This is a genomic window from Helicobacter pylori NCTC 11637 = CCUG 17874 = ATCC 43504 = JCM 12093 (genome assembly GCF_900478295.1).
GTDB lineage: Bacteria > Campylobacterota > Campylobacteria > Campylobacterales > Helicobacteraceae > Helicobacter > Helicobacter pylori.
This window is the reverse complement of the sequence record NZ_LS483488.1, coordinates 912255-934411: the sequence shown is the minus strand read 5'-3', so window position 1 is coordinate 934411 and position 22157 is coordinate 912255. Positions and strand designations below refer to the sequence as shown.

Genomic DNA, 22157 nt, shown 5'->3' with positions numbered 1-22157 from the left:
TTTCCTGACTCAATTGAACAATAACTTCGTTATCTCTTTATCCGCTCCAACACCAATCACTCTATAGCCAAATCTATCCACTCTTTTACTCAATTTGTTACACAACAAACCATGTAATTCCTTGTTTTTTAATTTTTTAACCATAAAATCATCCGCTAACATAAAAACTCCCCATTAATTGAACCCCAATCTTTAAATTCCTTTTAAGCAAAAATCCCAAATTAAGCGTTTCTGATAAATGCTTTTTTTTAATAACTCCATGAAATTATAGCGTGATCACTCAAACTTATTAAACTTATCTGGTTGCAGATGATTTATAAAGAAGCCCTACAAACTACCTTTCCAAAAACAAATCTTTTTCTTGGATTTCTGCTCCTTCGCTTAAAATCGCCGCTCTTTCCACGACGCCTAAAAGCTCTCGCACATTCCCATGCCAAGAGTATTCTAAAAGGCGTTTTGCGGCGTTTTTTGAAAAAGATTTTGGCCCCAAATGATACGCATCGCACACTTCTTTAAGCTTGATTTCAGCAATGGGTAAGATCTCTTCAACCCTCTCCCTTAAAGGTGCGATAGTTATAGGCACGATTTGCAAGCGGAAAAACAAATCTTCTCTGAATTCTTTCGCAGCGATTTTTTCTTTCATGTTGGCGTTGGTAGCGGAAATGAAACGAACATCAATTTTAACGCTCTTATTATCCCCAAGGCGCGTGATTTCTTTTTCTTGAACCACTCTTAAAAGTTTGCTTTGCAATTGAAGGGGCATTTCAGCGATTTCATCTAAAAAGATCGTGCCTTTATTAGCGCTCTCAAAAAGCCCCATTTTAGGAGCTGTGGCGTCCGTGAACGCCCCTTTTTGATACCCAAAAAGCTCGCTTTCTAATAGATGCTCTGGGATTGCGGACATGTTGATCGCTATAAAAGGGTGCTTGGATCGCTGAGAATGCTGGTGGATGAAATGAGCAAAAACTTCCTTACCCACCCCGCTTTCGCCTAATAGCATGACATTAGCGTCCGTGCTTGCGACTTTTAAGGCCTGCCGTTTGCTCTCTTCTAACGCTTTTGAAGCGGCTAAAAAGCTGTGTTTGTGTGGTTTTTTTAAAGGTTTTTCTAAAGGGTGTTTTTTTTGAAATTCTAAAACTTTTTTGGTGCGATAGATGGATTCTAAAAGCAATTCTGGTTTAAAAGGCTTTTGGAAAAAGTCTTTCACGCCTAAACGAATGGAATCAATGGCTTTATTCAAGGTCGCATTACCGGTAATCACAATGGATTCATACTTGCCTTCTAAAAGGCGTAAAAATTCCAAGCCGTCCATATGGGGCATGTTAATATCCGTGATGACTAAATCAAAGCTTTCATCTAACTTGACTAAAGCGTCTTTAGGGTTTTTAAAACTCACAATCTCTAAATCGTCTTGAAGCTCAAAAAAAAAGCTCCAGGCTTTTACGCATGTTAATATCATCTTCTACAATGGCGATTTTCATTCTTCTTCCTTTCTAAAAATATCTAAAAATAACGCATCTCCCACTAAACTCGCTCTAACGCTTAAGGCTTTGAGATCAAGTATGCTTGTGGTAGTGGTGCCGTTTTTATAGCTGTGATCATAATGCGTGATAGCGACTTGGCTTTTTAAAAGGCAGTCAATGACTCGCTCTTTTTCTTTTTTTAACGCTATTTCTAAAAGGAAGCGTTCTAGTTTGGTTTGGAGCAAGGGGTTTTTCAAATCGGGCAAGTTGCGAGTGATGATGGAGCAATGATAGTCTAAAACATAGGGGGCTGTTTTGATGCGGCTAACGATAGGTTTAGAGACAGAATACTCTTCGCCCATCACTCTAGAATCAACGATTTTCAAGCGGTACGAAATTAAAAATTCTTGTTCTTCTAGGGGGCTAAGGGCATGCAAAGAAACCCCTAAAAAATAAAATAAAAAATAACAGAATAAAAAGAAACGCATCACTCAAACAAATTTTGCGCCGAAGAGGTTTCTAAATTTTCTGGCTCTTCTTCTTTAGGGCAAGAATTGACATACACGACTTTATCAGCGGTGTTTATGAGTTTTACCCCACTGGCATTTCTTCTGGTTTCTCTAATGTCTTTAATGGAAACTCTGATCATTTTCGCGCTCGCGGTAAGAATCATCAAATCCAGGTTCTCATCATCCACGCTGATAACGCCCACTAGATTGCCGGTTTTTTGAGTGATCTTCATGCCAATGACCCCCTTACCTCCACGAGATTGCTCTCTATACGCTTCAGCTAGAGTTTGCTTGCCAAGCCCGTTCTCGCTCACGCTCAAAAGCTTGTTGCTATCATCGCTAATGACGACCGCACCGACAACAAAATCATTTTCATTCAGCTTAATCCCTATAACCCCACGAGCATTTCTTCCGATCTCGCGCACATCTTCTAAAGGGAATTTAATGAAAATACCTAAATGCGATGCGATGAGCAAATGCTTAGCGTTTTTATCCACAACTTTTGCGCTCACCAATTCATCGCCTTCATCTAAAACAATCGCTCTGATACCGCTATAACTCCTATTGCTCCCAAATTCGCTCAAATTGGTGCGCTTCACCACGCCATTTTTCGTGAAGAAGGCTAAAGAGCGTTCATCGCTAAAGTCTTTGGTGCTTAGGGTTGCCATGATCTTTTCATCCGGAGCGAGCGAGATTAAATTCACAATGGCTTTACCCATAGCGATCCGGCTCGCTTCTGGGATTTTATAGACTTTCAAATGATACAATTGCCCCTTATTGGTGATAAAGAGCAAAATATCATGCGTGTTAGCCACAAAAAAGTTTTCAATGAAATCGTCTTCATAAGTGCTGCCTGAAAGCTTGCCCTTACCGCCACGATTTTGCTTTTCATAAGCTTTTAAACCCACTCTTTTCACATAGCCTTTATAGCTCATGCTCACCACCATAGGCTCATTAGCGATCAAATCTTCTATGTCAATATTTTCATAAGATTCTTGAATTTCAGTGCGCCTTGGAGAAGAAAATTGCTCTTTGACTTCTAAAAGCTCTGTTTTGACGACTCCATTCAAGCGATCTTCACTCTTTAAAATGCCATTGAGATCATCAATAAGCTCTAATAAGTTTTGGTATTCTTCTTTGATTTTGTCTCTTTCAAGGCCTGTTAAGCGTTGCAAACGCATTTCTAAAATGGCTTTGCTTTGGATTTCGCTCAAAGTGAAACGCTCCATTAAGGCGTTTTTAGCCGCTTCTGGGCTTGGGCTTGTTTTAATGAGTCGCACGATTCCATCAATATTGTCTAGTGCGATCAAATAGCCCTCTAAAATATGCGCTCTAGCCTTAGCCTTTTCCAATTCAAAAATCGTGCGTCTTATAATAATGGTTTTTCTGTGGTTTAAGAAAAGGCGCAACAACTCTAAAAGCGTGAAAATCTTAGGCTCTTTATTGTAAATAGCGAGTAGAATGATGCTAAAAGTGGTCTCCATGGTGGTGAGTTTGTAGAGATGGTTTAAGACAATTTCACTCATTGCGTCTCTTTTTAATTCAATCACCACTCTAATGCCCTCTCTATCGCTCTCATCGCGCACTTCGCTAATGCCTTCAATTTGTTTTTCTCGCGCTAAATCGCTGATTTGTTCCACTAATTTGGCTTTATTGGTTTGGAAAGGCATTTCATCTAAAACGATGATTTCTTTATTTTTTGTCTTTTCCACATGCACTTTGGCCCGCACTTTCACGCGCCCTCGCCCCGTTTTATAGGCTTCAATAATGCCCGCCTTGCCATAAATGATCCCACCGGTGGGAAAATCAGGCCCTTTGACAAATTCCAAAATTTCATCTAATTCAGCGTTAGGGTTTTCTAAGACATGCACTAAAGCGTCTATGATTTCATCAATCCTATGAGGGGGGATAGAAGTCGCCATCCCCACAGCGATCCCATTAGCCCCATTGACTAAAAGGTTAGGCAGACGGCTTGGTAAAATATCTGGCTCTTTTAAGGTGTCATCATAATTAGGCACAAAATCAATGGTGTCTTTATCAATATCCCTTAAAATTTCTTCACTCGCCTTAGTCATTCTGGCTTCAGTGTAACGCATCGCTGCAGCGTTATCGCCATCAATAGAGCCAAAGTTGCCCTGCCCATCCACTAATTCCAAACGCATAGAAAAATCTTGCGCCATTCTCACTAGCGCATCATAAACCGCATTATCGCCATGGGGGTGGTATTTACCGATCACATCACCCACGATCCTAGCGCTTTTTTTATAAGCGACTTTGGAAGTAAGGCCTAATTCATGCATCGCATACAAAATACGCCTATGCACAGGCTTTAAGCCATCTCTAGCGTCCGGTAAGGCGCGCCCTATGATCACGCTCATTGAATAAGCTAAATAGCTCTCTTCAATAGAAGAATCAATCCCCACTTCTACAATATTTTTTGTTTCATTGACTGAATTATCTTGCATGTGTCTCCCTAAAATTTAATTACTTCAAATAAAGCGTTAAAAGATAACGCCCCCAAATAAAAGCCCAAAAAATAAGCCCTATCAGTTGGGCTGAACTGGCCATGTCTTTAGCCTTTTTGGCTAAAGGGTGGAACTCTGTGCTGGTAAAATCCACAGCCTTTTCAATAGAGCTATTGATTAGTTCAATCACCACCGATAAAAAACAAGGCAAGATCAATAGACCCCATTCTAAAAAATCTTTGGCTAAATAGCTCGCTAGAACGATACAAAAAAGAGCCAAGACGATGATTTGCCTGAACGCGCTCTCTTCAGCCCATGCGCATTTAAGCCCGTCTTTAGAATAAAAAAGGGCTTTAAAAAGGCGTTTAAACCCTTTAGCTTTGGGGGGGACTTTGAAATCACTCATGGCTTATTTGGTAAGATTGAAAGAAATTCACACTAAGGCTTTCTAACAGGGCGTTAAAAGTAAGCTTGGTGTTGTCTTTAGCTTGGGCGTTAAGAGCGATTTGGGATTGTTTGTCTTTAGCCATAGAAACAAAGGCTTGCAACAATCCTTTAAAATTTTGTTGGAGCACTGTATTGTCTTTAAAATGGGATTGGAACAAGGCCATAAAATAGTTTTCTAAAGAAGCCAACGCGCTTTCATAAGAGACGCTAGGGGTTTGAGATCGCAAACTAAAATAAGGGGAAAAAAAGCCCAAACTCTCTTTATTTTGGTGGTAAAAGGCTTCCAAAAGGTTTTTAAGATGGCGCGCTTGGATAGAAACGCTCAACTTTGGCGCTGAAAAACGCAGTTTGTCTTGCAACTCTTCTATGGCTTTAGCGTCTTTAGAACTCAAGGTTTTAAAAATATTTTTAAGGGAGAGATTTTCTTGCGCCTCCATTAAACCCTCTTGAAAAAAAGTGTAAGCAAGGATATTCTCTGCATTAGTCAAATCGCATTTTAAATTATCGTTTAAGGTTTTTTCATCTAAAGCGTTGAATTTTAAAGAGCAATTCAAGCGCGTGGGTTTAATTTTTTCCAATAAGGCATTCAAGTCTTTTAGGGGGATTTGGCTGATTTTTTGCTGAATATCTTGTTCTAAAATAGGGGATTTGATTTGAGAATGGATAGAAAGGGTAAGAGAGCTTTTATCTAAAGAATGGAGCTTAATACTCAAATTTTTAAAATCCATAATAGGGGAGTTTTGAGAGTCTAAAAAACTCAGCTCTTTAGAAACGCATGCGATTTTAAAAAACCCTTCGCATTCAAAAGGAGCGCCTACAATCCCCATGCCCTTAATATGGGGGCGTTGATCTAAATAAGCGTTAAGGTAAGCGGTTAAAGATTTTTTAACCGACATGCTAGTGAAGAAGATAAACACCCCTAAAAGCACGCAAATTAAAGCCCCAATAACCACCATCCAAGACATGAATTTTTTAGTCAAAAAAACCCCTTATTTTATTGAAAGTATAGTGATAGAACTCATAAAATGCATTTTCTTATTTTTAGGGTAGAAAATATCGTGTTTGTTAGGGCAAAAAAGTCGTTGATGGTGCCTTGTATTACTTTCATAGCTTTTCCTTTTAGGTGGATTAAAATTATACCGAGTATTAAATCAAAAAAAAAGAAAAAAGCTTAAATTTTTTAATTTGTAGCTAAATTTGTTAGGATTGAAGAAAATTTGCTTGAGTTCAATCAACCCAAGCTTTTAGCGCCAAGAGGCATAAAGCCTCTTCATAAAAAGGATTGAGCGATTTTAGCGTCTTTCTGGGGGCTGTATGCCTAGCCATTCTTTATAAAACACCTCTATATCAGGCTCAAAATCATGGATCACAGGATACCAAGGAGTTGGGGCTTCAACATCTAAAAGGATGCCGCAATCCGGGCAAATATACTCCCGATACACTTGCCAGTTAGTATCACTGGCTAAGAGTTTAGGATACACCTCTTCCATTTTTTCTGCTGTATCGTGCACATAGATGTTTGCATGCAATTTCCAGTTTTCTTCTGGAGCACAGAATGCATGACCGCATGAACACTTAATGACCCATTTCTTTTGAGAATCTTGCACCACAAACAAATGTGGCCCCAAGGGTAAGACGATTTTGTCATCAAAATCTACCTTATCTTGCAACACCTTCAAATACATTTGGAATCTTTCATGATCTTTAGGCATGCTAAGCATTTTTAAGACAGTGTTCCAATCCAAGTTCCCCTCTACCAAATTTTTAATTTGTTCTTGTGTGTATTTTGACATAACCATTCTCCTTTCTTTATTTCTCATCAACCAACAGAACTGTGCGCACATCAGGCAATTTGCTCAAATCCATCCTGTATTTAGAACCATAGGTGAATACGCCAAGCTCATCTTCTTTCATAGTCCAGCTCTTTGGCAAGTTCCAAAATGTTTTAAAATCGCTTAAAAACTTAGGCGAAAGATCAAAGCTAGTCGCATACATGTGCTTAACCTGTTTGGAAGCCTCTTTTTCAAGGATAGCGTTTCTTTCTTGCTCCATCCATTGTTTTACCGGTATGGATCTAGCCTTTCTGTTTTCAAGAATTTCTTTTCTTCTGGCTTTCGTTTTGGCTTCATCGCCGACCCACACGCCGTCTTTATTTTGACTCACCACTGCGCCATAAACCTTGTAAGCGTATTCTGGCAATAGCTGTTTGCTGTTGAGATCTTCTAAAATCGCATTCAAATCCCTTTCAATCGGATCGCCAAATCCAGGACCACCTTTGATGTAATTCAAATACAAATCATAATTGTCAAAGCAGTTCTCAGTGGTGATGCATTGCTTATCCCTTTTGACTTGAGACGCATGAGAAATATGCTTTTCATAATCTCTATCCGTTGGGTTAAAATCGCCCCCCAAAGGCAAGCTGGCGTTATTTTTAATCCTGTTTTCCAAGTCGGTGTTGTGCGCTTCAAACCTATAGCCACTGGCCGCTGGATAGCCCCCCATCATACCCCAATCGCTATTCATGTAGCCATTACCCATAAAGAACATGGTCCAATCATGCACACCCCACACCATTCTTAAGGTTTCAAACCCGTTACCGCCTCGATATTTCCCATACCCACCGGTATTGGCTTTGACATTCCTGCCCAAATAAAGAAGAGGCTCTGCCATTTCCCAAATTTCAACATCGCCCATATCGCCTTCTGGATTCCAAATAGCCGCTGCGTGATTTAAGCCGTCTTTTATCGCGCAAGCTCCAGTCCCACAAGAACTCGTCTCAAAGCTATTCACCGCATGGATTTCTCCATCCTGGTTGATACCACCGCCTTGCAACCAATTGGAAGTGTTAGCGTTCCCGGAATTGACCTCTTCTAAATACCCTCGGCTGTAATACGCTTGAGACAAGCCTCTCCACAAAGCGCTCCAGCCTGATACCAAGAAATGCCATGCATAAGCATGCCCGGTGCGTCTGTCATCTGGATTCATCCAAGTCCCTTTTTTGAGTCTGAATTGAGTCGCAAAATAAGCGCCATCATTGATGCGAGAAGTGGGTATCAGCGTTTGAGTCATCATCACCCAAATACCGCTAGTGAAAGACACTTGGTTGCAATTGAAAGAGTGCCATCCCCACCTGGACGCGCCATCAAAATCTAATTTCCATGTAGCGTCTTTATTGATAGTGATTTCCACAGGAGAGTGCATGATCGTGTCTAGCTTAGCAAATTCAGAGCACACGCCAATATCCTTATGCGCATAAGGCACATCCACAAACGCTACCTTTCTATACTTGCCTGGTATGGTCATGGATTTGATCCTAGAGATAAGGCCTCTTCTTCCCTCTTCAATCACCTCATCAATAAATCGCATGTAAGAATCAATGCCGTCTTCTTTAATGACTTCCATCACTAAATCCCTAATCATATGGCATCCTGCAATCCTAGTCCTTTCATCTAGAATCCAATATTTAGGCGTGCGAACCGATCTTTGAGATTCATGCAACCAATCCTTAAAGCTCTCATCATTCGCTCCTGTCTTACGGCAAGTGATCATGTATCCATCCCCAAATCTTTGAACCTGCCCGGTGCTCATCGATCCTGGAGTAACCGAACCGGTATCAATCACATGCGTAACACCACCTACCCACCCAATCAATTTTTCATCGTGGAAAATAGGCACAAGAGTCATAATATCGCATGGGTGCACATTCCCAATCGCACAGTCGTTATTGGTGAAAATATCCTTGTCATTGATGCCTGGGTTGTCTTCCCAATTATTCTCTACCATGTATTTGATAGCTGATCCCATAGTCCCTACATGGATAATGATACCCGTAGAAGTCAGCACGCTATCGCCCACAGCGTTATAAAGCGTGAAGCACAATTCTCCCTCTTGCTCAACAATAGGGCTTGCCGCAATCCTTTTAGCCGTTTCTCTGGCATGCACGATACCGCCTCTTAATTTAGAGAACATCTTCTCATAACCAATCGGATCTCTTTCCTTAAACTCTAGTTTTTTGAGACCATTATAATGCCCTGTTTTTTCTGTCCTGGCTAGGATTTCATCTCTAGCTTGTTTTAAAGTTTTGCCGTTTTTCAATAAATTTGCCATTTTGAACTCCTTTATTTAATTTCTTTCAAGTGGAACAATCGGTGTTTGTCTAGTCTTGTCGCAAAGCCTTTGGGTATCACGAAAGTGGTCGCATCTGATTCCACGATCGCAGGCCCTATGACTTCATTTCCAGGCAATAATTTTTCCATTTGCCACACATCTGCATCCACCCATTTTTTATGCCGATAGAATTTTCTAACGCCTATTTTGGCTTCTTTTGGGGGCGTAGCGCCATGCTCTTTTTCAACCGGAATCACAGGTTTTTGCGTAGCCACAACACCACGCATGATCACGCCGGTCACGCTAAAACCAAGCTCTGGAGAACACGCTGATTCAGAATAAACACGAGCGTAGGTTTTTTCATATTCTTTGACAATCTCTTCCCAATCAGCCACGCTTGCAGCTTTTGACACAGGAGAAGTGATCTCTAAATCATTCAATTGCCCCATATACTGCATCCTGTATCCAGGTCTTAAGATCACATCTTTTTGAGAAAATCCATTGATCTTGAACTCTTCAATCACTTTGAGAGTCAATTCATCCCATGCGTCTTGAATGATCTTGCATGCTTCTATTTTGGACTCGTCTGAAGAATACTGCGGAATGGCAATATCCACGCTCTTGTCGTATCTGTATTCAAAATCAGCGCAAGCGCAACCAAAAGCGCTAAATCCAGCCGCCCACGCAGGCACTACCACATCCTTAAAACCTAAGCTTTCTGTATAGCCATAGGTATGCACAGGCCCCGCGCCACCATATGAAAAGCACACAAAATCAGATGGGCTATACCCTTTAGCGCTAATATTGGATCGCAAGTATTCTTTAAGCTCCAAATCAAGCAGCTCAATCACACCCGCAGCCGCATCTTCTACGCTAATGCCTAGCGGATCAGCGATTTGCTCTTTAATGTGTTTTTTAGCCCTATCCACATCTAATTTGATCAAACCGCCTAAGAAATTATCTGGGTTCAAATAGCCTAAAACAATATGGCAATCGGTTACTGAAACCGTGTCTATCCGCTGTCTTTCCAACAAGTGCCAACTCTATACCCCGCGCTGTCAGGCCCTAGTTTGACCGATCGGCTGTGCGGATCAATGCGCACGAAACTCCCCGCACCTGCACCAACAGAATCCATAGCCACAAGCGGTAGAGATAAAACAAGGCGTGCCATATCAGGGTCAGAAGCGATATTAAAATTGCTCTTAACGATAAGCGCCATATCAAAGCTCGTGCCGCCAATATCGCTGCATGCAATATTGTCATAACCAAGCGTTTCGCCTAGCAATTTAGATCCGATCACGCCTCCAATAGGGCCGCTCACAATAGTCCTAGCGAGCTCTTTAGCTTTCCAGCTAATGGTGCCTCCATGTGTTGCCATCACACGAAGATCGAATTTAGCGCCATGCTCTTTGAAGCGGTTACTGACTTTAGAGAGGGTTTGCCTGCTTGGCTCAGCCGCATAAGCTTCTAAGATAGTGGTGTTCATTCTGTGGCTTTCTTTTCTTTGAGGGTAGTAATCCACAGAAGCGAATACAGGAATGTTTTTACCCAATTTTTCAATCTCTTTTAACGCTATATCTCTAACGATCCGCTCGCTTTCAGCGTTTTTATGAGATTGCAACAAGCAAATCACAATGGCCTTTGCACCCGCTTCTAAAAGCTCCTTAACAGCAACTTTAACCTCTTCTTGACGCACTGGGATAACCACTTGCCCCTTGACATCGGTTCTTTCTGTAACGCCTCTAATCCTTTTTAAAGGAATCAGCGGATCATCATACTTGTGCGTGTTGATATGCAATCTTTCTTCTAGCGCATACCCCAAGTAGGATTGCAACGCCCTGCCCATAGAATGCATTTGCTCAAAACCCTTATTGCAAATTAGGCCCACTTCCATTCCGCGCCTTTGGACGACCCGATTGAGCATCGCCGTGCCTGAATACACGCAAGTGACCAACTCTGGATAAACCTTACTCACATCCGATTTCTAGTGCGATAAAGCGTCTTGTGAGCTATTATAAATAGCTAAGCTCTCATCTTCTGGGTTGCTTTGGGCTTTACCAACTACGAAACTGCCATTTTCTTTCACAAAAAATGTGTCCGTCATGGTGCCGCCGGCATCAATACCCATCACCTGAACTTTTGCGTCTTTCATTTTTTAGACTCCTTAGTGTATTAAAGTGTTGCTCGAGGTAACCTATCAAGGTAACCTATTTAAAGTATAGGGCTGATTTTTAAATGGAAATCATTTATTTCAAAGTTGTTTGCAATAAGGGAAAATTTGGTGTAATAAAGTGAAAAGTAGTAACAAATTCATTCAAAACGCTACCGATATTCATCTTAAATTGCCCAAAAATATCATATAAATATCATACAAGAAGAAAAATATTAAACTGATATTAAATCAAAAGGCGAAATTCAATTCTAATGTGCCGATCTGATGGTGCTTAGGCTGGGATTGAAAGGTTTTACTAATATCAGTGATCGTAAAAGCCACCCTGAGGCTACGCCACATCATAGCCGCTCCTATTTCACTGGCATAAACAAAGTATTCCAAATTAGCAATGCCCCTAGTTTCAGGGCTATTGCCTTGAATGAAGATGTTAAGGGGTTGGAAGCGCCCAAAAGCCCCTACAAAAAAATAGATGGAAAATTTATCGCTATAAGGCATGCCCCCATCAAAAGCGGTATTGACCTTATTGACACCATAATCAGCGTCCAGGTTATACCCAGCCCTAAAGAGCGAGCCGAGTTGGAAATAATCCCTCGCATTACCCAATTCCACATTAAACCCAGGCATTAACTCCATAGAAAAAAAACGAGTCTTTAAAAGGGGGACTTTTTTGAGCAATTGGTAGTGCAATTCAAAGATAAATTCGTTTTTGAGCTGCGTGTTCCAGCCATAAAATTGGGGGTCATGACCCCATTTATGAATGAGACGCTGCGTTTGAGCGGCCAAAGAATCTTGCCCTGTCGTGCCTAAAGAAAGCGTGAATAACTCCATAAAAGTTTGATGGCGGTTATACACATTCAAATTCACCCGTAAATACCCCCCATAAGGGTGGTTGTCATGCAAATGCACCAGTTTTCTGTTTTTAAGTGATGGGGTATACATGTCTTGGGCGAGGGAAATGCCAAAACGAGTAACCCTAGGGCTTTTATTAAAAAACCCCAAATACGAAGACCATTTCATCGCTTTATTTTTAGAAAAATCAAACTCTTTAGTAGAAAAGCCTATTTGATTGCCTGCGGTATAATACTCATCAATGTAAGGGTTGATATAACCATCATTTTCAGTCATCAAATTGATAGAATAGCGTTTAGAGGGCGTTAATGGGGTAGGAATATCCTCTTTTGCCCATGCAAACACTCCTAATAATAAACATAAAATAAATTTGAAAAACAAAACACTTCCTTAGGTTATTATGGGGTTGGTTATTGTAACGAAATAAGGCTTAATTACAAGAGCGTTTAAGGGGTAAAAAGAGAAAACTTTACCCCAAAGAGCGTGGTTTTAGGCATAAAAAACTCACACTAAAAAATAAAACACCCCACACACGACTAAGCCTACAAAAATTAAAGTCAAAACGCAATAGCCCATAATATCTTTAGCGCCCAAACCCGCAATGGCTAAAGCGGGCAAAGCCCAAAAAGGCTGTATCATATTCGTCCAAGCGTCTCCCCAAGCGATAGCCATAGAAACCACGCCCGGATCCACGCCCAAGCTTTGCCCAGCCGGAAGCATGATAGGAGCTTGAATCGCCCATTGCCCTCCGCCAGACGGGATGAAAATATTGACAATCCCCGCGCTCAAAAAAGTCATGAGCGCGAAAGTTTTTTCATTAGCGATGTGCGTGAAGGCTAAAGAAAGCATTTGCGCTAAAGAATGACCCCCCACGCTATGGCTTGCCATCATCCCCATAATCCCGGCATAAAAAGGGAATTGCAATAAAATCCCGGCCACGCTCCTAGCGGAATAATTGATCGCTTTCACATAAGCTAAAGGGGTTTTATGCAACAAAATCCCTAAAAAAAGGAAAATCGTATTGACAATGTTTAAACCAAGCCCTCCTCCTTTAAAAAAATAAATACCCAGATACCCAAAACCCAAAAAAACCAAAAGATAAGAAAGCAAAGCGCTGTTTTCCAGAAAATGCGCGATCGTTTTGTCTTGTTGGTGATCAATGAGTTCTGTTTCCTTGTATTCGTCTTTTAAAAGCTTGGCGTCAATCTCAACGATTTCTTCTTTTTTAGGGTGGATTATTGCCATTAAAAAGGGTAACCCTACAAGAATGATCCCTATAATGATTAAATTATAGGCAGAAAAAATCGTCTGACTGATAGGAATAGCTTTTTCAATCACCCCAGCACTTATTTTGGATAAATTTTCATTTTGGGTGGCAACGCTTAAAGGGATAGAGCCTGATAAACCCCCATGCCAGATGACAAAACCCGAATAAGCGCTAGCAATAAGCAGCCTGTAATCCACCCCTTTAACATTTTTGGCGATCTCTTTTGCAAAAATTGCGCTGATCACCAAGCCAAAACCCCAGTTGATCCAATTAGCGATTAACGATAAAAAAGTAACCAACCATAAAGCCGTGTAATACCCTTTAGGTAAAGACGCTAGATATTTTAAAAGTTTTTGGACTAATTTAGCGCTAGCCAAAGCCTGACCTAGCACCAAAATAAGAGCCATTTGCATAGAAAAACCTAAAAGCGTCCAAGCGCCATTCCCCCAACTAGAAATGACAGAAAAAGCGTCTTGCCCTGTCAAACCATAAACAAGAACAAACACGATAAACGATAAAAGAGCGACCAAGACAAAGGAGTCCGGCAAACATTTAGACGCTAAAAACACGCACGCTGAAGTCAAATGCCTTAATAAAAACATAAACACCCCTTTTATAAGCTATAGGTGCACTTCAAATTCGGCTTCTGTTTTTTCTCTCACTTGATCAAGGCTGACACCCTCTTGCAATTCCACTAATTTCATGGCGTTATTGGAAAATTCAAACACCGCTAAATCCGTTATCAATTGATGCACCACGCCCTTTCCTGTTAAGGGCAATGAGCATTCTTTTTTCACTTTAGACTCCCCGTATTTGTTGCAATGCTCCATGATGACAATCACTTTTTTAGCGCCATGCACCAAATCCATAGCCCCTCCCATGCCTTTTATGAGCTTTTTAGGGATCATCCAATTAGCCAAATCCCCATTTTGTGAAACTTCCATCCCTCCTAAAATCGCTAGATCAATATGCCCCCCACGAATCATTGCAAACGAATCCGCGCTGTTGAAAAACGAAGCGCCCGGCACCACGGTTACGGTTTCCTTTCCTGCATTGATGAGATCCGCATCAACGCCCCCCTCTAAAGGGTAAGCGCCAATCCCTAACAGCCCGTTCTCGCTCTGGAAAACGATATTCATCCCGCTCACTTCATTAGCCACAAGCGTGGGCAAGCCTATCCCTAAATTCACATACATGCCCTCTTTCAATTCCTTTGCCGCTCTTTTAATGATAGCCTCTCTCATTTCGCGCTCCTTGTTGTGATTTTTTCTATCCGTTTTTCAAATTTCTCGCCTTTATAGATGTGTTGCACATAGATTCCTGGCAAGTGTATTTCATCTGGGTCTAATTCCCCAGCCGGGACAATTTCTTCCACTTCAGCGACGCATATTTTTGATGCCATCGCACACAAGGGGTTGAAATTTCTAGCCGTTTTTCTAAACACCAAATTCCCAAGAGTGTCGCTTTTATAGGCTTTGATAAGCCCGTAATCGCCTGTGATCGCTCTTTCTAAAATATACTCTTTGCCGTTAAATTCCCGTGATTCCTTGCCTTGAGCGATCAAAGTCCCAACACCGGTTGGGGTGTAGTAAGCGGGTATCCCAGCCCCTCCAGCGCGCAAGTTTTCAGCCAGCGTGCCTTGCGGTGTCAAAACGACTTCAATTTCTCCGTTCAGCATTTGCGATTCAAAAATCTTATTTTCTCCCACATAGGAAGCGATAATCTTTTTAATCTGTTTTTTTTCTAAAAGAATGCCAAGCCCAAAATCATCAACGCCGCAATTATTACTCACGACAATCAAATCCTTAATGCCTTTCTTATAAATGTAATCAATGGCGTATTCGGGTATCCCGCACAGCCCAAAACCGCCCACTAAAATAGTGTCCCCGTCTTTTAACCCGCTCAATGCTTTGTCTAAATTAGTTATAACCTTGTTCATCTCATTTTCTCCTTATTTTTGTTCCACTACCACAGAAAGGCCTTGTCCGCCACCCACGCACAATGACGCGCAACCCACGCCATGACCGCTTTTTTTCATTTCATGCAATAAAGTTACTAAGATCCTAGCGCCGCTCGCACCAATAGGGTGGCCAATCGCTATCGCGCCTCCATTCACATTCACTATATTGGGGTTTAATTCAAGCTCTTTTAACACGGCTAGACTTTGCGCGGCAAAGGCTTCATTGAGTTCAAAAAGATTGATGTCATTGAGATTCATTTTGACATTTTTAAGATTGTTTTTAATCGCAATACTAGGGCATATACCCATTATATCCGGACTGCAACCACCCAAACCAAACCCCCTGATAGTAGCCATGGCTTTTAACCCTAATTTTTGCGCTTTTTTAGCGCTGCATAAAATGATAATGCTCGCGCCATCATTGATCCCTGATGAATTCCCCGCCGTTACCGATCCGTCTTTTTTGAAAGCGGGTTTGAGCTTTGCAAGGGATTCTAGCGTCGTGTCTCTAGGGTATTCGTCTTCTTTAAAAACCACCACGCCTTTTTTATTCGCTATTTCAATAGGCGTGATTTCTTCTTGGAATTTCCCTGCATTAATGGCGGCTCTTGCTTTGAGTTGCGATTGGAGCGCGAAATTATCTTGCTCTTCTCGGCTTATGTGGTATGCTTGAGCGACATTATCAGCGGTGATCCCCATGTGGTAATCATTGAACGCATCCCACAATCCATCATGTATCATGGAGTCTATCATGTTCGCATTCCCCATTCTTTTCCCCTCTCGCACATCAAACGACAAATAGGGTGCTTTGCTCATGTTCTCCACGCCACCGCACACCACCACCTCATCGCGCCCAAGCATGATGCTGTCATGCGCTAATTGAATGGCTTTCATAGACGATCCACAAACCATATTGACGCTAAAAGCGTTTTTGTCATTAGGGATGCCAGCGTCTAGTTGGATCTGCCTGGCGATATTTTGACCCAAACCAGCACCTAAAACATTGCCTAAAATGACAGAATCCACATCGCTAGGTTTAAGACCGCTCGCATTCAAAGCGTCTTTAAGCACGCCAACACCCATTTCTCTAGCGCCTACGCTCTTTAGAGAGCCTAAAAAACTCCCCACCGCACTCCGTTTTGCCGCCACTATAACCACTTCATTCATGTCTTTGCCTTTAAGTTGATTTACTCATCATAGTATCACTTTTAGGTGATTGACACCCTAACAGGTTGGATTTTGTTTTAGGTTTTGTTTTGAATTGAGGGCGATCCGTTTATTTTTTTCACAAAAATATTATTCTTATCGTTCAATAATTATTGCATAATATAGCTTCAAGTGGGGATCTAAAATCAAGCAGATATGCACCTTAGACTCATGTTTCTCTAACGCTTTAAAAAATTTCTTTCTAAGCAGTCTTTACCTAGTTTCAGGGTTTTAATTAGGGTTTTAAGCAAACTCCCTAATCTCTTTTTCTAAAGCGTTAGTAAAAACGCTTGAATAGTATTTTTCCTTAGGGAATTTGGCTAAAAAATCATTCAATAGCCCAAGGTATTGCTCCTTATTTAAAGCCCCTTTCAACACTTCATATTTTAAAAAAAGCCAGTAAGTGTTAAGCACATCGCTTTGGCAATAGCCATCAATAATGCCTTTTTTCTCCTTTTGGCTTAAATTAGGGTTGTAATAAATCGCATGCACTAAATCCCCGCTCACATCAAATTTACCAGGAATATTCATCATAGAGCAAACGCCATTTAGATTCAACCCCCTAACGGATCCATAATGGCTCAAGCTATCCATTAAATCCAAATGGAACTGCTCGCTATAACGCGCGCGGTAATTCTCCCATTTATTTTCTTGATTATAAAAAGCGTCTAAGGTTAAATTGTATTTAAGGGCTTTGAGCGTGAGTAGGGGCATATCAAAACCTCTGCCATTGAAGCTTATTAAGCGCGGTTGCTTTTCGTTAAAGTATTTGAAAAAATCTTCTAAAAGCTCTTTTTCGCTTGTAAAATCCTCTTTATTCTCGTGTTTTTGACCAAAATTCCCTACTTTGATAAATTGCCCGTAATCATCGCCAATGACTGCTGCAATAGAGATAATTTCATGCAAATAAAGAGGCAAAAACTCGCTCCCGCTTTTTTCTTTTTGCTTTTCAAAACTCCATTCACAGATTTTTAGTGCATCGTCTTCTTTTAATTGAAAATGCTCTTTACACAAGCTTATATTAGGAATGGTTTCTATATCAAACACGCACAACATTACACGCTCCTTTCGCATTTTAACATTCTTGTCTCGCTTTTATTATATAACAATTAGTCTTATAGCGCTATAGTGCTGACTTTTAATCTAAAAACGATATAACTAAAAATTAAAAGGCTTTAATGTGGAGCATTCAAACCCAATGAAAGAAATCACTATCGCTCTTGTGGGTCAACCTAATGTAGGGAAATCGTCCCTCATCAACGCTTTGAGCAACGCCCATTTGAAAGTGGGGAATTTTGCCGGGGTTACCGTGGATAAAATGGAAGTGGGTTTGATCCATAAAGAGCATCAAATCACTATCATTGATCTACCTGGCACTTACGCGCTCAATGATTTCACCACTGAAGAAAAGGTTACTAAAGATTTTTTAGAAAAAGGGCAATATGATCTCATTCTCAATGTGGTGGATTCCACCAATTTAGAGCGTAATTTAGCCTTAAGCGCGCAGCTATTAGACACGAATAAAAAAATGCTTCTCGCGCTCAACATGTGGGATGAGGCGCAAAAAGAAGGCGTTAAAATTGATACAGAAAAGCTTTCTAAAGAATTAGGGGTTGTGTGCGTGCCAACAAGCGCAAGATCCAAAGAAGATCGCTTGAATACAGAGCTTTTATTAGATGAAATTGTCAGGCTTTATTCTCAAAACACTACAAATAATGAAAGCATAAAAGTCCCGTCTCAAAGCTTTAAGGAGTCTTTAAAATACAGCCAGAGCGCTCAAAGAATCGCTCAATTAGTGATCAGTGAAAACCAACAAAACGCGAGCTTTGAACACACTTATAAGATTGATAAGATTTTAATGCACCCGCGTTATGGGATTTTCATTTTTTTAGGGTTTATGTTTATCATTTTTTCCTTGAGCTTTTTAATAGGAGGCGGAGCGCAAAAAGCGCTTGAGGCAGGATTTAAATTTTTGAGCGATGGCATCAAAGAAAATGTGGCTAATGAAGATTTAGCGTCTTTGGTGGGCGATGGCATTATTGGGGGAGTGGGAGCGACGGTTTCATTCTTGCCTTTAATTGTGGTGTTGTATTTTGGGATTTCTTTACTAGAGACGACAGGCTATATGAGTAGGGTAGCGTTTTTACTAGATGGGATCTTGCATAAATTTGGCTTGCATGGGAAGAGCTTTATCCCTTTAATCACCGGTTTTGGCTGTTCAGTGCCTGCTTATATGGCGACAAGAACCTTACAAAATTATAACGAACGATTGATCACGCTTTTTGTGATCGGGTTTATGAGCTGCTCGGCAAGACTCCCTATTTATGTGCTGTTTGTAGGCTCGTTTTTCCCTTCTTCGAGCGCGGGGTTTGTGCTGTTTTGCATTTATATTTTGGGGGCGGTTGTGGCGTTAGTGATGGCAAAATTACTCAAATTAAGCGTGTTTAAAGGACAAACCGAATCTTTTATCATGGAAATGCCCAAATACCGCTTTCCCAGTTGGAGAATGGTCTATTTCAGTATCTACACCAAATCGCTTTCTTACCTTAAAAAGGCCGGGACTTATATTTTAGTGGGAGCGATTTTAATCTGGTTTATGTCTCAATACCCTAAAAGCGATGCGGCCATGAAAACCTATAAACAAGAAAGCTTGTTAGTGGATAAAAACACCACTCTTTCAAGCGAAGCCAAAGAAGAAAAATTAAAAGAATTAAAAGCAGAATTGGATAAAAAGAATTTAAAAAACAGCATTGTAGGAAGAGGTGGGGCGTATTTAGAAAAAGTCTTTAGCCCTATGGATTTTGATTGGCGTTTGAGTGTCTCACTTGTAACCGGATTTATGGCTAAAGAGGTGGTGGTTTCTACTTTGGGCGTGTTGTTTTCTTTAGGGGATCAAAATGAAAAATCTGACGCTTTTAGAGAAATTTTAAGAAAAGAAGTCAGCGTGCCAAGCGGGATCGCTTTTATCGTGTTTGTGATGTTTTATATCCCTTGTTTTGCAGCGACCATTACTTTTGGTAGGGAAGCTGGGGGGATAAAGTTTGTAGCGTATTTATTCATCTTCACAACCGTTGTAGCGTATGCGTTTTCCTTGATAGCTTTTTATGCAACTCAAATTTTGGTTTAAAGATTAGCCATAAAAGGGTTTAAAAACCCTTTATTTGTTTAAAATTCACCCCTATTAGAAATATTAAAAAATTTTTATTTTTCTCCCAATCTTTTCTATAAACATTCGCATTAATCGGTATTTTTGATAAAAAAGTCATTAATATTATCTAAATAATAATTTTTCAAAAATTTAAGCTAAAACTAATAATGGTTATTATAAATTTCACCTTGTTGTAAAAAAGAACGTTTTTCATAAAAGGTGGTAAATGAAAAGAATTTTAGTCTCTTTGGCTGTTTTGAGTCATAGCGCGCATGCTGTCAAAACTCATAATTTGGAAAGGGTAGAAGCTTCAGGGGTGGCTAACGATAAAGAAGCGCCTTTAAGCTGGAGGAGCAAGGAAGTTAGAAATTATATGGGTTCTCGCACGGTGATTTCTAACAAACAACTCACTAAAAGCGCCAATCAAAGCATTGAAGAAGCTTTGCAAAATGTGCCAGGCGTGCATATTAGAAACGCTACGGGTATTGGAGCTGTGCCTAGCTTTTCTGTTAGGGGGTTTGGTGGGGGGAGTTCAGGGCATTCTAATACGGCTATGGTTTTAGTCAATGGGATCCCTATTTATGTTGCACCCTATGTTGATATTAGCATTCCTATTTTCCCTGTAACCTTCCAATCTGTAGATAGAATTAGCGTAACCAAGGGCGGGGAGAGCGTGCGTTATGGCCCTAACGTTTTTGGCGGTGTGATTAATGTGATCACTAAGGGCATTCCTACCAAGTGGGAGAGTCAGGTGAGCGAGAGGGCCACTTTTTGGGGCAAATCTGAAAATGGGGGCTTTTTCAATCAAAATTCTAAAAACCTTGACAAGAGCTTAGCCAACAACATGCTTTTTGACACTTACTTAAGAACAGGGGGCATGATGAATAAGCATTTTGGAATCCAAGCTCAAGCCAACTGGCTCAAAGGGCAAGGGTTTAGATACAACAGCCCTACGAACATTCAAAACTACATGCTAGATTCCTTGTATCAAATCAATGATAGCAATAAGATCACTGCTTTTTTCCAATACTATAATTATTTTATGGCAGACCCCGGATCTCTAGGTATAGAAGCGTATAATCAAAATCGTTTTCAAAACAACCGCCCCAATAACAATAAAAGCGGGAGAGCGAAGCGATGGGGAGCTGTGTATCAAAACTTTTTTGGGGATACTGATAGGGTAGGTGGGGATTTCACTTTTAGCTACTATGGGCATGACATGTCAAGGGATTTTCAATTTGATTCTAATTTTTTGAATGTCAATACCAATCCTAAATTAGGCCCTGTTTATACCGATCAAAATTATGCAGGATTTTTTATCTTTGATCATTTAAGGCGTTATATAATGAACGCTTTTGAGCCTAATTTGAACTTAGTTGTCAATACCAATAAAGTTAAGCAAACTTTTAATGTGGGCATGCGTTTTATGACAATGGATATGTATTTCAGATTGGATCAAAGCACATGCGAAAAAGCGGATATTTTTAATGGGGTGTGCCGCATGCCTCCTTTTGTTCTTTCTAAAAAACCCAGCAACAATCAAAACTTGTTTAACAACTATACAGCGGTATGGTTGAGCGATAAAATAGAGCTTTTTGATTCTAAATTGGTGATAACTCCAGGGCTTAGATACACTTTTTTGAACTATAACAACAAAGAGCCAGAAAAGCATGATTTTTCTGTATGGAAGACTACAAAAAAGCGTCAAAACGAATGGAGTCCCGCCTTTAACATTGGCTATAAACCTATGGAAAATTGGATATGGTATGCGAACTACCGCCGCAGTTTTATCCCCCCACAACACACAATGCTAGGCATTACTAGGACTAATTACAACCAAATTTTTAATGAAATTGAAGTGGGGCAACGCTATAGTTATAAAAATCTATTGAGCTTTAATACCAATTATTTTGTGATTTTTGCCAATCGTTATTATGCGGGAGGCTATAGCCCACAGCCTATTAACGCTAGGAGTCAAGGGGTGGAATTGGAATTGTATTACGCGCCGATTAGGGGTTTGCAATTCCATGTGGCTTACACTTACATTGATGCGCGCATCACTTCTAACGCTGATGATATTGCTTATTATTTTACAGGCATTGTCAATAAACCCTTTGACATTAAAGGGAAGCGTTTGCCTTATGTGAGTCCTAACCAATTCATATTTGACATGATGTATACTTACAAGCACACGACTTTTGGAATCAGTAGCTATTTTTATAGCCGCGCTTATAGTTCCATGCTCAATCAAGCCAAAGATCAAACCGTGTGCCTGCCCCTAAACCCAGAATACACAGGGGGGCTAGAGTATGGTTGTAATTCAGTGGGGTTATTGCCCTTGTATTTTGTGTTGAACGTTCAAGTAAGCTCCGTTTTATGGCAAAGCGGTAGGCATAAAATCACAGGAAGCTTGCAAATCAATAACCTTTTTAACATGAAGTATTATTTTAGGGGAATTGGCACAAGCCCTACAGGAAGAGAGCCCGCACCAGGGAGATCCATTACAGCGTATTTGAATTATGAGTTTTAAACTAGCTTCAAGCTTTATAGCTTGAATGTTTTT

15 protein-coding genes and 2 pseudogenes are annotated in these 22157 nt (G+C 40.6%); 2 read left to right on the top strand and 15 right to left on the bottom strand.

Annotated features, from left to right (window positions below):
- Positions 1-9: 9 nt before the first annotated feature.
- The 15 genes and pseudogenes from DQL14_RS08510 to DQL14_RS04620 form a co-directional block, all read right to left on the bottom strand.
- The gene (locus DQL14_RS08510; RefSeq protein WP_001891480.1) at positions 10-162 is read right to left on the bottom strand and encodes a hypothetical protein; all 153 of its coding nucleotides are present in this window, start codon (positions 160-162) and stop codon (positions 10-12) included.
- Between the two features lie 172 nt (positions 163-334).
- A pseudogene (gene flgR, locus DQL14_RS04685) lies at positions 335-1481 on the bottom strand (transcriptional activator FlgR).
- Positions 1478-1951 carry a hypothetical protein gene (locus DQL14_RS04680; protein WP_162296867.1) on the bottom strand — a complete coding sequence of 158 codons (474 nt, stop codon included), beginning with the start codon at positions 1949-1951 and terminating at the stop codon, positions 1478-1480. Before DQL14_RS04680 ends, flgR begins: the two are co-directional and overlap by 4 nt.
- Positions 1951-4437: a DNA topoisomerase (ATP-hydrolyzing) subunit A gene (gene gyrA, locus DQL14_RS04675; protein ID WP_108168913.1), complete on the bottom strand. Its 2487-nt coding sequence runs from the start codon at positions 4435-4437 to the stop codon at positions 1951-1953. Before gyrA ends, DQL14_RS04680 begins: the two co-directional genes overlap by 1 nt.
- A gap of 19 nt (positions 4438-4456) precedes the next feature.
- A complete protein-coding gene (locus DQL14_RS04670) occupies positions 4457-4843 on the bottom strand; it encodes a diacylglycerol kinase (protein ID WP_001279202.1) in 387 nt (128 codons plus the stop codon).
- Positions 4836-5864, bottom strand: a complete 1029-nt coding sequence (locus DQL14_RS04665) for a hypothetical protein (RefSeq protein WP_108168912.1) — start codon at positions 5862-5864, stop codon at positions 4836-4838. The genes DQL14_RS04670 and DQL14_RS04665 overlap by 8 nt, the downstream gene beginning before the upstream one ends.
- A gap of 312 nt (positions 5865-6176) precedes the next feature.
- The gene (locus DQL14_RS04660; RefSeq protein ID WP_162296866.1) at positions 6177-6677 is read right to left on the bottom strand and encodes an acetone carboxylase subunit gamma; all 501 of its coding nucleotides are present in this window, start codon (positions 6675-6677) and stop codon (positions 6177-6179) included.
- Between the two features lie 16 nt (positions 6678-6693).
- Positions 6694-8991: a hydantoinase B/oxoprolinase family protein gene (locus DQL14_RS04655; protein ID WP_108168910.1), complete on the bottom strand. Its 2298-nt coding sequence runs from the start codon at positions 8989-8991 to the stop codon at positions 6694-6696.
- 11 nt (positions 8992-9002) lie between these two features.
- Positions 9003-11143 (bottom strand): annotated as a pseudogene (locus tag DQL14_RS04650) (hydantoinase/oxoprolinase family protein).
- A 249-nt stretch (positions 11144-11392) separates the two neighbouring features.
- Positions 11393-12394, bottom strand: coding sequence for a lipid A deacylase LpxR family protein (locus DQL14_RS04645; protein ID WP_000465227.1), 1002 nt, complete (start codon positions 12392-12394; stop codon positions 11393-11395).
- Between the two features lie 123 nt (positions 12395-12517).
- Complete coding sequence (locus tag DQL14_RS04640; protein WP_108168909.1) at positions 12518-13882, bottom strand: TIGR00366 family protein; 1365 nt, start codon at positions 13880-13882, stop codon at positions 12518-12520.
- 18 nt (positions 13883-13900) lie between these two features.
- The gene (locus tag DQL14_RS04635) at positions 13901-14524 is read right to left on the bottom strand and encodes a 3-oxoacid CoA-transferase subunit B (RefSeq protein ID WP_026938318.1); all 624 of its coding nucleotides are present in this window, start codon (positions 14522-14524) and stop codon (positions 13901-13903) included.
- Entirely contained in the window at positions 14521-15219 is a 699-nt protein-coding gene (locus DQL14_RS04630) for a CoA transferase subunit A (protein ID WP_108168908.1), read from the bottom strand. Before DQL14_RS04630 ends, DQL14_RS04635 begins: the two co-directional genes overlap by 4 nt.
- A gap of 12 nt (positions 15220-15231) precedes the next feature.
- Positions 15232-16407 (bottom strand): acetyl-CoA C-acetyltransferase, encoded by a 1176-nt coding sequence (locus tag DQL14_RS04625; RefSeq protein ID WP_108168907.1) that lies wholly within the window; start codon positions 16405-16407, stop codon positions 15232-15234.
- Positions 16408-16689: 282 nt separating this feature from the next.
- Positions 16690-17502, bottom strand: a complete 813-nt coding sequence (locus tag DQL14_RS04620) for a 3'-5' exonuclease (protein WP_108168906.1) — start codon at positions 17500-17502, stop codon at positions 16690-16692.
- 142 nt (positions 17503-17644) lie between these two features.
- Here DQL14_RS04620 and feoB point away from each other — a divergent pair, with 142 nt between their 5' ends.
- Together feoB and DQL14_RS04610 are read left to right on the top strand one after the other, a co-directional pair.
- Positions 17645-19573, top strand: a complete 1929-nt coding sequence (gene feoB, locus DQL14_RS04615) for a ferrous iron transport protein B (RefSeq protein WP_108169937.1) — start codon at positions 17645-17647, stop codon at positions 19571-19573.
- Between the two features lie 247 nt (positions 19574-19820).
- The gene (locus DQL14_RS04610; protein ID WP_108168905.1) at positions 19821-22124 is read left to right on the top strand and encodes a TonB-dependent receptor family protein; all 2304 of its coding nucleotides are present in this window, start codon (positions 19821-19823) and stop codon (positions 22122-22124) included.
- The last annotated feature ends 33 nt before the right edge of the window (positions 22125-22157 follow it).